This window comes from Acinetobacter sp. 40AMC3-4, from assembly GCF_049898185.1.
Classification (GTDB): Bacteria; Pseudomonadota; Gammaproteobacteria; order Pseudomonadales; family Moraxellaceae; genus Acinetobacter.
Map to the genome: position 1 here is coordinate 71,973 of NZ_JAFCXG010000005.1, position 13,350 is coordinate 85,322.

The window sequence follows — 13,350 nt, forward strand, 5'->3', positions numbered from 1 at the left end:
AAGCAGTGATGAAATACAAAGAATTAACCCAGAACATTTCAGGCAGTTTAAGAACCTTAACTCAAGATTCACCTGATTTAATGAAAAGTTTCAATCAGTTGTCCCAGACCGCAATGCGTGATGGTGTGATTGATCCTAAAACCAAGGAGCTGATTGCCTTGGCGATTGGTGTCGCATCACGTTGTGATGGTTGTATCGGCTTTCATGTCAGAACCCTGGTCAAAATGGGCATGACCCTGCAGGAGCTGGAGGAAGTTCTGGGCGTTGCGGTATATATGGGCGGTGGACCTTCATTGATGTATGCCGCAAATGCACTGGATGCCTTTAAAGAATTTTCCGGCTGATTGGATAGTCAAGTAAATGGAGGGATGAAATGAGTCAGCACTGGAATGAATTGTATGCCCAGACGCAGGACCTGTACGGCACAGCAGCAAACCTGTTTATCCAGGAGGTTACGGAAAAAATCCGGATAGAAGGTAAAACACTGGCAATTGCTGAAGGAGAAGGAAGGAATATCCTGTACCTGGCTGAGCAGGCAAGACAGCATAATTATTCTTTTTCGGCAGAAGTCTGGGATTATTCCGATGTTGCCTTGAAGCATCTGTCTAGCAAGGCCGAAGCCACAGGGATAAAGCTCGAACTCAAAAATGTGGATTTAACAGCAGCGAAATGGCCGTCCGAGCGTTATCAAAACGTGATTTGTGTATTTGGTCATTTCGATACACAAACGCAAAAACAGATTTTAGCAGGCATAAGAGAATCTTTGCTAAACGGTGGATGGTTTATCGGTGAGCTGTATTCCAAGGAGCAGATCAACTACCAAACCGGGGGGCCTAAAAATATCGAATATTTATACGATCCTCGATCCATTCTGGACGTATTTGGGCAGGACCATCTCCATCATTTTTATGTGGGCGAACAAGAAAGGCATGAGGGAAAATTACATTGTGGTAAATGCCATGTTATTCAATTTGCGATACAAGTGAGGAAGTAGAGAATAAGTGAATTGTTAAATGTGAGAGGGCGTTCAAAAATTCTGTGTCAGCCAAATTGGCTAGAGTTTAATTATTATATCATCGAGCCTACCTTCAAGGCCCACAATACAGCAGTGGAGACTGGCAAAGATTCTGTCAGAAGCATAATTTGGTTCTGAGTATGAGTCGCAGAGGCAACTGTTGGGATAATGCTGTTGCTGAATCCTTTTATAGTAGTTTAAAGAAGGAAAGAATTAAAAAGAGGATTTATAAAACATGAGAAATGGCCCGTGCGGATGTGTTTGATTATATCGAGATATTTTACCATCGGTAGGCGTCATTCGCATCTCGATGGAATGAGTCCAGAAGCATTTGAGATAGCTTCAAAATGAAGCTACTTCATGTCTAGGATACTGGGAACAGTCCAAGCTATAGGATTACCCACAGTTTATTGTTCTAATTGATAATATCGTACAAGCTGATCTTTTATTTTAAATCCCTAAAACCACCTGATACGGTTTAAAACCCTCTAATACAGCCTCGGAAACTAATTGAATAAAAGCTTCAGTTTTCCCATAAGCCATCCACTGATCAAGCGCTTCATAGTAAGCTAAGCGATTTTCTACAGTAATCACACAAGGTGGATAACCAGCTTTAAGTAATTCTAGGTTCATTAAAAGACGTGATGTGCGACCATTGCCATCAATGAATGGATGAATGCCAACAAAATCAGCATGTACTTTGGCTGCACGTTCAATTGGATGGAGTTTATGTGCGTCGCTGTTATACCAATCGATCAGTTGAGCCATCTTGTCATTTAATAATGTGTAATCAGGCGGGGTAGACGTAGCACCGGATATCAGGACATTTTGCTGACGATAACGTCCAGCATTATCATCATCAATATTCTTTAAGATAAGCTGATGGATATTACGAATTTGCCATTCAGAAAAAGGCTCCTCTTTCCGAATGATATCTTCAACATAGTAAATTGCATTTCTATGGTTGATCGCTTCGAAGTGTTCTCTTAATGCCTTTCCACCAACAGTAATACCTTCCAGTACTACTTTTGTTTCTAGTAGGGTAAGTGTATTACCTTCAATTGCATTCGAATGATAGGTCCAACGGACAATAAGATCTTCTTGTAAGTTTTTGACAATTGACGGAGAGAGAGGGCGATGTTGATCTAATTTTTTCTTTAAATTATCAATAGTTTCAAACATAACCTTATCCTTCAATTTGTCTTAGTCGATAATACATGAAAAAAGGAATATCAGAAATGTAGTGATATATCATTACATTTTGTACTGATTATAAAAGTGGTAACTGGACGGCTTCCAGTATTCTAGACACAAGACAGCCTTATTTTGAAGATACATTATTGTTCATTTCACCCATACATCTATGGCATGTTGTAGATGACCAGTTTTGACATAAAGCATTGCGCCTGATGGACCAGCCTGAAATTTAGCAGCACTATTGATGGGAAGACGGACCCATGAACCTGCTAGATATATTTCAGCGCCACAAAATAATTGACCTTTGATAATTAGTAACTCAATCCCTTGTTCTGATTTCTCTACGAAAATTTGATCAGGTTTTAGCTTTTCTAAATAGGTCTGCTCATGTTCCGATTGAAATAACGGGCATATCATCCGATGTTCGGTAAGCTTCCAATTTGTTGGATCATTGGTATTAATTCGGGTGGGTTCTGCCTCATGTTCAGTCATTTGCATCAGTTTCACAAAGATTAAACAACCTGCTTTACTGGAAACCCGATGAGTTGAATGATGGGGGTTACGTAAATACCAGCCTGCTGGATAATCATCTACAGCATTCTCGGTAAAAATGCCTGACAAGATGAGGACTTCTTCACCCAAAGGATGTTGATGTTCAGGAAAGGTAGATTCTGGTGCGTATTTCACAAGACTAGTTGCACGTGCTTTCTCATCGCCAATACGATCAAGCATCATTCTATCGACTTCACCTCCTGGAGATTTCACCCAATGGTAATCTTCTGGCTTGATGATGACGGGTTGTGAGAAGTCGGCATGAATAAACATAATGCTGTCCTGTAATGAAGAAACCTACGTATTTTAACGAGAATACATAGGTTTATTTTAAAAGAAATAGCGATTAGTTAGCTCACTGTTTCAGATTCAGAAAAGATAAACATGTTGATAGCAGATATCACTCACTAAGCTATGAAATATTAATATTTTAGAGTTTAATCAACTGTGCTTTGTTTTTACATCAATTAGGAATGGCATGAAATATCAACCGCCTTATACGATCACCTCTAAAATTATTCACTTGATTGCACAAATTAGTGAATCAATAGGGCAGTTTGACTGCATTAACCCCAACCCAAGATAGCCTTAAATTGCGAAAAGCCAATCGTATTCGAACGATTCAAGGGGCTTTAGCAATTGAAGGGAATAATACCTTGAGTACAGAGCAAATCACAGCGATCCTGAATGGCAAGCCCATTATCGCTACATCTAAAGAAGTTCAAGAGGTGCGTAATGCACTAAAAGCATATGAGGAAATTCAAGATTGGAATCCTGATCAAGAATCTCATTTGCTGAAAGCACATCAAATATTGATGACAGGACTGATTGATGAGGTTGGGCAGTATCGTCATGGTGGTGTTGGTGTGATGTCAGGGGATCGAGTCGGGCATATGGCTCCGCCTGCAAATCAAGTCCACCCTTTAATGGGAGAGCTATTGCAGTGGTTGGCTGAAGGCAATGAGCATCCACTAATTCAGAGTTCAGTATTTCATTATGAGTTTGAGTTTATATACCCATTTGCTGATGGCAATGGGCGTATGGGACGTTTATGGCAAACTTTAATCTTAAGCCAGTGGAATCCAATTTTTCTCAATATCCCTGTTGAAAGCTTGATTTATCAAAATTAAAAAGCTTATTACGATGCATTGCAAGCGAGCACAGATCACTCAGATTCTGCACCTTTTATTGAGTTTATTTTGCAGATGATTCTAGATGCAATACTCAGTTCTGATGCCAGCGATCAAGATACCGCTCAAGCTAGCGTACAAGTTAGCGATCAAGTTAAACGTCTCATCCAGAATATGGAGCAGAAGGAATATAGCCTAACTGAGTTGATGGCTCTATTAGACTTGTCCCACCGAGCAACATTATAAAAAAATTATTTGACTCTAGCATTAGAAGCCGGTGTGGTTGAACGCACCCTTCCTGATAAGCCTAAGAGTCCTAAGCAAAAATACAAATTAAAAATTTAGTCATAATAAGGTTGAAGGGATTATTAATATCACAAGGAGTGAAATGAAATGTTATAACGTTGCATTTATATTTCTTATAATGTTCTGCTATAATGTCGTACGCCATTTCAAATCCTGAATTTGAATAAGATTTTAAAGTTATTCAATGCACTAAATCTAAGTTGGGTCAAAATTGGGTCAATGAGTTTTTTTATTCAATAAAAGAGCTTTTAAATTAATAGGTTGGGTTTTGAGTTCAATTGACGCCACCTCCACCAAAATTCTTTTTATAAATCAGCCGCTTATTTAATTGGCTTTTTTATTGCCTAAATTTTATAAGCGATTTAAAAAATCAAATCAAAACTAGAGCGAATACGCTCAATCAATAAATGCTTCGACTCTGACAAATGGGTATTTTTACGTACCATCAATTGGGTTTGAGCCGTGTTGCACAGTTCGGAATCAATAGTTAAGGCAACGGCCTGACCTTCTTTAACTGCATCTGCGATATCTGCATAGCGCATGGCGGAAATCCCATGTCCAGCCACCACATAATTTTTTAAGGCATAAATAGAATTGGTGGTCAGGCTAATATTCAGGTTCACTTGTAAGCGCACCATTTCACTGTCGAGTAGCTGACGAAAACCATGCCCCACAGGCATTAAGGCAAATTTATAGGCTGAAATTTCAGATAGGCAAATGCGATGCTTGAGCTTGGCAAGAGGATGATCGGCAGGAACAGCTAGAATAAAAGGTTCTGTTTTATGGGCAATGGTGCTGATGTCTGTATGAAATGGGGGTTATACGCAAGTCCAATATGCGCTAGGCTGTCCACGATATGTCGTACTACATGCTGGGCACTCATTAATTCTAACTGGATTTCAAGATTTGGATATTTATGGTGCACATGTCGAAGTACATCATAAATCATGTGTTGCATATAACTTTCACTTGAAACAATGTTCACTTTGCCAAGTTGAGAAGATTGCAGCTGAAATAAACTGTCAAATAATTCATTTTCACGATTCTTATTTTCCTTAAAATACTCAAGTACCAGATAGGCGGCTTCAGTCGGAATAATATGCCGCCCCTTACGTTTGAACAGGTTTATTTTTAGTTCAGATTCAAAGAGTTGAATTTGTCGGCTCATGGCGGACTGTTTAATATTCAGGATATCTGCCGCTTTGCGCATCGAACCGAACATCATCACCGTATAGAAATAACGCAAACGCTTTTCATTGATTCCGTTCAGTGGCGCAAGGAATTGCAAGTTTCTGTCCATAAAAACTCTGATGCCTTAAAAGCATCAGTATGCCGAATAAATTACATTGTTATCAAGTCAGGAGCATGCTTACATGGATTTTGAACAATAAGAAGATCTAGATAAAAAGGAGTTTTAGATGGATTTAATGACCTCCCGTCAACAACGGTTAGACCAGATTTACAAGAAAGTAAGCTGGCGGCTACTGCCATTTTTATTGCTGTGTTATTTCTTTGCTTATCTGGACCGGATCAATATCGGATTTGCCAAGTTGCAAATGCAACAGGAGCTGGGCTTTAACGATGCAATTTATGGCATGGCAGCCGGCATATTCTTTTTAGGTTATGTGCTGTTTGAAGTGCCGACCAACCTGTATTTTGAAAAAGTCGGCGCCAGAAAAACCATTACCCGTATCATGATTTTGTGGGGCCTGACCTCCATGTCGATGCTGTTTGTCACCACCCCACAAATGTTTTATATCTTGCGCTTTTTGTTGGGTGTATTCGAAGCCGGTTTTGCCCCGGGCATGATTTTCTATCTGACCTATTGGTATTCCGGTGCACGCATGGCACGTGTGATGGCGATTGTTATGCTGGCTGGGCCGCTCGCTGGCATGTTAGGTGCGCCGTTATCGACGCAAATTATGAGTACTTTCCATCAGATTTATAATCTTTCTGGCTGGCAATGGTTATTTTTATTAGAAGCTGTGCCAACCGTGCTATTGGGTTGCGTAGCGTACTTTTATTTAACCGATCATCCTTCACAAGCAAAATGGCTGTCTCAAGAGGACAAAGCCTTATTGGTGAAAGAAATTTCCCAACATCAGTCTGCCACTGGTCATAGTAATTTTAAAGCGGTATTAAAGGATCCCTGGATTTATTTCATGGCCTTGGCCTACTTCACCATTATCTGTGGGATCTATGCGATTGGCTTCTGGCTACCATCTTTACTGAAGTCGGGCGGTATCCAAAATTTGCAGATGATTGGTTGGCTGGTGGCGATTCCATATTTATGCGGTGCAATTTTCATGATCATTTTTGCCCGCAGCTCGGACAAATGGCAGGAACGGAAATGGCATTGTGTAGTGCCGACGGTATTGGCCTGAGTCAGCTTGATGTTGTCGGTGATCAGTGCGAATTTCCTGCTGTCCTTTATTGCGATCTGTACCGCAACGGCCTTTATGTTTAGTGCCTATACCATTTTCTGGTCAATTCCATCGAAATACTTAAGCGGTAGTGCGGCAGCAGGCGGAATTGCCCTGATTAACAATATCGGATTACTCGGTGGTTTTGTCAGTCCAAATATTATGGGCATGGCACAGTCAATGACCGGTTCCATGCTGGCAGGCTGGTTCACGATTGCTGTGATCATGATGCTCGGTGGCGCTTTCCTGATTTATGCCTTCAGACTGAAAAAGCAAGTTGTTCCCGAGCAAGTAACACGCGCTGCCTTAATTGTCGATAAATAATCAATACGTAGCATAGGAAGGATTCAGGATATGAAGAAAATCATCATTGCGAGCTTTCAACATGAAACCAATACCTTTGCCCCGACCAAAGCAAGCTACGCCGATTTTGTCCAGGGTGGGGGATTTCCGCCGCTTAGCCGCGGCGCAGATATCCTGAAGTTTCGGGAACAGAACATTCCGATTGGTGGTTTTATTCAACAAGCGGAACAATTCGGGTATCAACTTTTACCGGTGATCTGGGCGGGCACTTCACCTTCAGCGCATGTAGAGCAGGACACTTACCAGCGGATCTGTGATGAAATTATTGCAAGCATCCAGCAGCATCCGGCAGATGCGGTGTATCTGGATCTGCATGGTGCTATGGTCAGTGAACAGGTGGATGATGGTGAAGGCGAATTGTTAAGACGGGTTCGTGAAGCAGTTGGGCCGGATATTCCGGTAATTGCCAGTCTGGATTTCCATGCCAATGTCACGCAAGCGATGTTTGCCCATAGTGATGTGCTGATTTGCTATCGGACCTATCCGCATGTAGATATGGCTCAAACCGGACAACGCTGTGCCCAACTGCTGGATCAAATATTCCGGGGTAAAAAGCTGCACAAGAAAATGTATAAGCTGCCGTTTTTGATTGCGCTGAATGCACAATGTACCGAGCTGGAACCTACCCAGTCTTGTATGAGTTTACTTGAACAGCTAGAGCAAAATAATTCTGTCCAGATGAATTTCACGCCGGGTTTTCCGGCAGCAGATTTTGCCGAATGTGGCGGTTGTATCTGGGGCTATAGTGAAAACGTTATGCAGTTAGATCAGGCTATGCAAGGCTATATCGCCCATGTGCTGCAACAAGAAGCGCATTGGAATATAGATTTCTTATCACCAGATCATGCCGTGCTGCAGGCACTTCAACTTTATCAACAGCATCATTCGACCAGACCCGTGGTGATTGCAGATACTCAGGATAATCCGGGAGCCGGTGGTGATTCGAATACGACCGGGATGCTATCGGCGCTACATCGGCATCAGGTTAAAAATGCACTGATTGGCCTCATCGTAGATCCCGTGGTAGTACGGCAAGCCTATCAGCTTGAACTTGGTCAGTATTTTTATGCGAAACTGGGTGGAACATCAGGTATTGCGGGGGATGCTCTATTTAGCGCTGAATTTAAAATCAAAGCCTATAGCGATGGGAAATTCAGCTATGGCGGGCCCATGATGCATGGCGTCGAGGCGGATATCGGCCCGAGTGTATTACTGGAAATAGATGGTATTGAAATTGCAGTCAGTTCCTACAAAGCCCAGTTGCTCGATCGTAATATGTTTAGAATTTTTGGTGTTGTGCCTCAAGATAAATCGATCATCGTGGTGAAAAGCTCGGTACATTTTCGTGCAGATTTTCAGGACATGGCTGCTGCCATTTTGGTCGCGAAAGCGCCTGGTGCCATGAAAGCAGACCCGAATGATCTGCCTTGGCAAAAGATTGATCCTGATAGACGACTCGTGCCGATGGGCAAAAGTCTGGCGCAACGTGATCAGCCATTGCGTCGTACGGTCTAACATTTAACTAATATCCAATTAACACCCAAGCGATTGAACAGGCGAGCTCTATCATGATCTAGCCTGTTTTTTAATGAAAGCTCCCATTCCTTGAACTCAAGAGAAATTTAATACAATTTTCTGTTACCTGATCCCGTGTCTGGATCTGTTATTGATTAAATTCACTGACACCGACTTAAGCTAGCTCATAAAAGTGGACAGGAACTCAACATTCTTTTCAAACTCAATAAAATACCTATAATTCCAATTAGAAACTTGTTGTAAATTAAACCTTAGGGGAAAAAATAAATACAGTTTTGACTTTCTTATTTTAAATTAGACGAATCAACCGGAGATTTTCATTGCGCGCTGCCCGCTATAAAATTTTGCTCATTATCGTATTGCTACTGGCAGTAGGGTTTGCTCTATTTCGCTGGTGGCAGGGGCCAGTGGTGCCCAGTTATACGCTGAGTGCCATGCCGCTAGTACAAAATGTTGTTGCGACCGGACGTGTTGCGACAGTATCACGTGCCCAGGTAGGCAGTGAAATTAGTGCTGTGGTTCTGCAACGTCTGGTGCAGGAAGGCGATCAGGTTAAACCGGGTGATCTGCTAGTGGTATTGAAGTCGGATGAATTGCTGGCCCAAGTCAGACAGGCTGAGCTGGCATTGACTGAATTGGCAAGCAGCCGACGGCCACAGGCTGCAGCAGAACTGGCCAGTGCCAAAGCCCAGTTGGAGCAGGCCAGCCGAGAAGCAGCACGTAGACGTAATGCAGAAGCCGGCATCCTGTCGAGGGAAGAAGTCGAACAGGCTGTGGAAGCGGAACGAGTCGCGCGCAATAATTATGAGACAGCCCGGGTAAAAGCAACAGCATTGGCTGCGGGTCAAGTCGAAGAAGCATTGCTTCGGGAACAGCTGGCGGTGGCACAGGCTCAACTGGCCAAAACTAAGATTCGGGCTGCAGTCGCCGGTACAGTGCTGACACGCGATGTCGAACCGGGTGATCTGGTTCAGCCAGGACAGACTTTATTTACCATTGCATTAACGGGGAACACAGAAATCCGGGTACCCCTGGATGAGCGGAATTTACCGCAACTGGCCTTACAGCAAAATGCTACCGTGATTAGCGATGCCTATCCGGATCAGTCTTTCCCGGCCCGGATTAACTTTATTGCACCAAGTATCGACCCACAGCGAGGTACGGTAGAAGTCAGACTTACTGTCAATCCCGTGCCAGATTTTCTGCGTCAGGACATGACGGTATCGGTGAATGTCGAGACGGCCAAACGAGCACGGGCTCTGGCTATTCCGAATGATGCTTTAAGCAGTATCAAGGGAGATAAAGCCGTGGTCTTAATGGTACGTGATGGAAAAATACAGCGTCAGCAGATTACTTTGGGCTTGCGTGGCCTGGCCATGTCAGAAGTGAAATCCGGGTTGAGCGAGGGTGATCAGGTGTTGGTAGATGCCGAATCTTCATTGGAGGATGGCACCAGAGTTCGCTTAAAACCACACCAGAGTTCATTACAGAATTCTGCTGATATGGCCAATAGTAAAAATGAATTACCGGTGAACTTCGATTGAAAAATTTATTCGGGCGGCTCTGGATCGAATGGAAAATCGCGGTCAGTTTTTTGCGCGAGGGTCGCGCGCAGTCCATCATGATCACCATCGGGGTTGCCGTGGGCGTAGCGGTGATCGTCTTTATCACTGCGTTGATTCAGGGGCTGCAAGCCAATATTGTTGAACGAACCTTAGGTACACAGGCTCATATTCGTCTGCTGTCACCGGATGAAGTCAACCGGATTGTGTCACCTCCCGCCGGAACAGTGCAATTATTGCAGGAAGACAAACGGGCACAGCGCCTGCGTTCGATTAACAATTGGCAACAGATTACCGAAACACTAGACCAGTTGCCTGTACTGACCTCCGTCTCGCCGGTGGTGTCGGGGCCAGCTTTTGTACAACGTGGTGATGCGATCGAATCAGTGGCCTTGGTCGGGATGAATTTAGAACGTTATCAGCAGATCATTCCATTAAAAGAATATTTAATCAGTGGCCAGTTGCGGGTCGGCGCGGATGATGTACTGATTGGCAGTCAATTGGCCAAAGACCTCGGTGTTCAGGTCGGCAGCAAGTTGCGACTCGATACTGGCCAACAGAACAGTGCCTTGGTGAATATTGCCGGTATCTTTGAGCTGGGCGTGCGCGAACTGGATGCGCGTTATGTTTATCTGGATCTCAAGCAGGCGCAGTCCTTACTCGGCCTGCCAGGCGGAGTAACAGTCATTGATCTGACCATTGCCAATATTTTTGAAGCAGACCAGGTTGCAGCACAAGTCGGACGCCTGACCTCATTAAAAGCCGAAAGCTGGATTGAAACCAATGCCCAACTGATGAATGCCATTACTGCACAAAGCCTGTCCACCAATATGATTATTGTCTTTGTCGCAATTTCGGTGGCTTTCGGGATTGCCAGCGTCATGTCCGTCAGTGTGGTGCAGCGCACCCGGGAAATTGGTATTTTGCGGGCGACGGGTGCAACCCAATCGCAAATCCTGAGAGTTTTTCTGTTTCAGGGTGCAATCTTTGGCTTGCTCGGTTCAGTGCTGGGCAGCATAGTCAGTTATGGTCTGGTATGGGTATTTAATAATTTTGGGCCGGGATTATTCTATATTCCAATTTCGATTGAACTGGTGATATTGGCACTATTGTTGGCCACATTAACAGGCGTACTGGCGGCAGCAGTGCCATCACGTCGGGCCGCGGCACTCGATCCGGTGGAGGCGATTCGTCATGTCTGAGCAATCTCAGGAAGTTCTGCGTCTGGAAGCGCTGCGAAAATCTTATAATATTGGCCAGCCCAATGAAGTGGAGGTCTTGCATGGCATTGACCTGCGCATTGATCGCAACGACTTTGCTGCACTCATTGGCCCTTCCGGTTCTGGTAAAAGTACCTTATTAAATATTCTGGGACTGCTAGATAAACCAACGAGTGGCGAGCTGTATTTGTTGGGACAACCTACCAGTGCGATGGATGACACCGATCGTACAGCGCTTCGCGGTAACAGCATCGGGTTTGTATTTCAGTTTCACCATCTGATTCAGGCCTTTAGTGCACTGGATAATATTCTCATGCCTTTAATGATGGCGCATGGCAAACCGAATCAGCAGGCAATGCAACGTGCACGTGATTTATTGACGGCAGTAGGGCTGGAAAAATTTGCTGAACGTAAACCGAATGAATTATCTGGAGGGCAGCAGCAGCGGGTGGCGATTGCCCGGGCCTTGATTACTGAGCCGGCATTATTATTGGCCGATGAACCGACAGGTAATCTGGATACCCAGACCGCGGCTGATATGTTTGAACTGTTTCGTAAAGTGCATCGTGAACGCGACTGCGCCGTACTTTTGGTCACGCATGATCCGCGCCTGTCCGCTACTTGTGATCGTACCATCAATCTGGTCGATGGCCGGATTGAAAGTGATTCGAGCAATTCTCCTCAAGATTAAGCTGTACTGTAAGGAGCCAGGAGGGCTAATTTTTTGAAGCGATCGAAAAGATATTTCAGATTTATAGCTTTCAAAAAATGATAGCCATATATGAGATTGAAATAATCTGTAAACAATCTGTTTGTTAAAAAAGGATGTAGGCGATTGCCTACATCCTTAAATTTTGACGGTTTAATTTTAATGATTCTGTTTTTTAGCTTGATCTAACCATTGAGCACCGGTAAATCATATCTAATCAAAGCGTCAGGATGAAGCCGAACTTTAATGGCACTACCGCAAGTTTCCGCTTCATCCTGTGGGTAGCCTGCTCTCAAAGATTTGATCCGGTTTTATTATTCCAGATTACTTCTCAGCATCCAGGCAGTTTTTTCGTGTACTTCCAGTCTTTGCGTGAGAATGTCAGCAGTCGGCTGATCATTGGCTTCTTCAATGATCGAAAAAATACTTCTGGCGGTACGTGCCACAGTTTCATGTGCATCTACCAGTAAACGTATCATTTCTTCAGCTTTAGGTACACCTTCGACTTCTTTAATGGAGGTGAGTTTTACAAACTGTTTATAAGTGCCGGGTGCTGCAAAACCTAGAGCACGAATACGTTCAGCAATGATGTCCAACGCATTCCATTGCTCGGTATATTGAGTCATAAACATGTTGTGCAGGCTGTTGAACTGGGGGCCGGTGACATTCCAGTGGAAATTATGGGTCATCAAATACAGGGTATAACTGTCTGCTAAAAGTCTGGATAAACCATCGACAATTTTGGCGCGATCATCATGCGAAATCCCGATATCAATTTTCATTGCTTTAGATTCTTTTTTAGAAGAGGCCATGCTCTTACTCCTTCAAAATTAACGCGATACTGTGTATTAAAATAAAGTCGGATGTATCTGAAGCCCGAGCCAAGAGATGAAATGATCTCTATGACTTTGTATTTGATCTAACAGGCTAAGAGATTTAAGTGGTTATAAGTTATAGATATTAGTTCAATATAAAGGCAGGAAGTTTAGTCATTATGTATAAGCAGGACGCGAGATTGTAACTATTTAAATCTGTCAAATTTTGACTATACTTCAGCGGTAGCACGTTAATTTCTCATAGCAAATTGAACTTCTAAAAAGTCCTAATCATTTCAGGATTGAAACATCGTTTTGGGTTATGACGCTTATTTGTGAGCAAGATCACATATCACCATACTGAATCTTTATTTCGAAATATCTCTGTGAAATTTTAATATTTTATTTTAAATAAATAACTTAGATAAAAATTTAAATCATAAATAAACCCGAAATTTATAAAAAATAACACAATGCTGCCTTAATTAAACAAGGCACTACAAACAATAATAAATCTCTTTC

Annotated in this window: 13 protein-coding genes and 2 pseudogenes; 10 read left to right on the top strand and 5 right to left on the bottom strand. The window is 43.1% G+C overall.

The window, feature by feature from the left end; translation table 11 throughout:
* Positions 1–8 precede the first annotated feature (8 nt).
* The 3 genes and pseudogenes from ACP7BU_RS07855 to ACP7BU_RS07865 form a co-directional block, all read left to right on the top strand.
* Complete coding sequence (locus tag ACP7BU_RS07855; RefSeq protein WP_005247053.1) at positions 9–344, top strand: carboxymuconolactone decarboxylase family protein; 336 nt, start codon at positions 9–11, stop codon at positions 342–344.
* A 29-nt stretch (positions 345–373) separates the two neighbouring features.
* The gene (locus ACP7BU_RS07860) at positions 374–994 is read left to right on the top strand and encodes a class I SAM-dependent methyltransferase (RefSeq protein WP_005247052.1); all 621 of its coding nucleotides are present in this window, start codon (positions 374–376) and stop codon (positions 992–994) included.
* 95 nt (positions 995–1,089) lie between these two features.
* Positions 1,090–1,366, top strand: a pseudogene (locus ACP7BU_RS07865) (IS3 family transposase); the annotation flags it as partial.
* 99 nt (positions 1,367–1,465) lie between these two features.
* On the opposite strand, the gene ACP7BU_RS07870 reads toward ACP7BU_RS07865, so the two are convergent.
* Together ACP7BU_RS07870 and ACP7BU_RS07875 are read right to left on the bottom strand one after the other, a co-directional pair.
* Positions 1,466–2,197, bottom strand: coding sequence for a Fic family protein (locus ACP7BU_RS07870; RefSeq protein ID WP_005247051.1), 732 nt, complete (start codon positions 2,195–2,197; stop codon positions 1,466–1,468).
* Positions 2,198–2,359: 162 nt separating this feature from the next.
* Positions 2,360–3,037: a cupin domain-containing protein gene (locus tag ACP7BU_RS07875; RefSeq protein WP_425879617.1), complete on the bottom strand. Its 678-nt coding sequence runs from the start codon at positions 3,035–3,037 to the stop codon at positions 2,360–2,362.
* 205 nt (positions 3,038–3,242) lie between these two features.
* On the opposite strand from ACP7BU_RS07875, the pseudogene ACP7BU_RS07880 reads away from it, so the two are divergent.
* Positions 3,243–4,239: pseudogene (locus ACP7BU_RS07880) on the top strand (Fic family protein).
* Positions 4,240–4,562: 323 nt separating this feature from the next.
* Here ACP7BU_RS07880 and ACP7BU_RS07885 read toward each other — a convergent pair.
* Positions 4,563–5,000 carry a substrate-binding domain-containing protein gene (locus tag ACP7BU_RS07885; RefSeq protein WP_425879782.1) on the bottom strand — a complete coding sequence of 146 codons (438 nt, stop codon included), beginning with the start codon at positions 4,998–5,000 and terminating at the stop codon, positions 4,563–4,565.
* Positions 4,961–5,500: a LysR family transcriptional regulator gene (locus ACP7BU_RS07890; RefSeq protein WP_425879619.1), complete on the bottom strand. Its 540-nt coding sequence runs from the start codon at positions 5,498–5,500 to the stop codon at positions 4,961–4,963. Before ACP7BU_RS07890 ends, ACP7BU_RS07885 begins: the two co-directional genes overlap by 40 nt.
* 118 nt (positions 5,501–5,618) lie before the next feature.
* On the opposite strand from ACP7BU_RS07890, the gene ACP7BU_RS07895 reads away from it, so the two are divergent.
* The 6 genes from ACP7BU_RS07895 (at position 5,619) to ACP7BU_RS07920 (ending at position 11,995) form a co-directional block, all read left to right on the top strand.
* A complete protein-coding gene (locus ACP7BU_RS07895; RefSeq protein WP_425879621.1) occupies positions 5,619–6,584 on the top strand; it encodes an MFS transporter in 966 nt (321 codons plus the stop codon).
* Between the two features lie 9 nt (positions 6,585–6,593).
* Positions 6,594–6,947 carry a hypothetical protein gene (locus tag ACP7BU_RS07900; RefSeq protein WP_253174447.1) on the top strand — a complete coding sequence of 118 codons (354 nt, stop codon included), beginning with the start codon at positions 6,594–6,596 and terminating at the stop codon, positions 6,945–6,947.
* Between the two features lie 30 nt (positions 6,948–6,977).
* Positions 6,978–8,501 (top strand): M81 family metallopeptidase, encoded by a 1,524-nt coding sequence (locus ACP7BU_RS07905; RefSeq protein WP_425879624.1) that lies wholly within the window; start codon positions 6,978–6,980, stop codon positions 8,499–8,501.
* A 341-nt stretch (positions 8,502–8,842) separates the two neighbouring features.
* Positions 8,843–10,066, top strand: a complete 1,224-nt coding sequence (locus ACP7BU_RS07910) for an efflux RND transporter periplasmic adaptor subunit (RefSeq protein ID WP_425879626.1) — start codon at positions 8,843–8,845, stop codon at positions 10,064–10,066.
* A complete protein-coding gene (locus ACP7BU_RS07915; protein WP_004646197.1) occupies positions 10,063–11,286 on the top strand; it encodes an ABC transporter permease in 1,224 nt (407 codons plus the stop codon). Before ACP7BU_RS07910 ends, ACP7BU_RS07915 begins: the two co-directional genes overlap by 4 nt.
* The gene (locus ACP7BU_RS07920; protein ID WP_425879628.1) at positions 11,279–11,995 is read left to right on the top strand and encodes an ABC transporter ATP-binding protein; all 717 of its coding nucleotides are present in this window, start codon (positions 11,279–11,281) and stop codon (positions 11,993–11,995) included. The genes ACP7BU_RS07915 and ACP7BU_RS07920 overlap by 8 nt, the downstream gene beginning before the upstream one ends.
* 332 nt (positions 11,996–12,327) lie before the next feature.
* On the opposite strand, the gene ACP7BU_RS07925 is transcribed toward ACP7BU_RS07920, so the two are convergent.
* Positions 12,328–12,825: a Dps family protein gene (locus ACP7BU_RS07925; protein WP_180037591.1), complete on the bottom strand. Its 498-nt coding sequence runs from the start codon at positions 12,823–12,825 to the stop codon at positions 12,328–12,330.
* Positions 12,826–13,350: the final 525 nt, after the last annotated feature.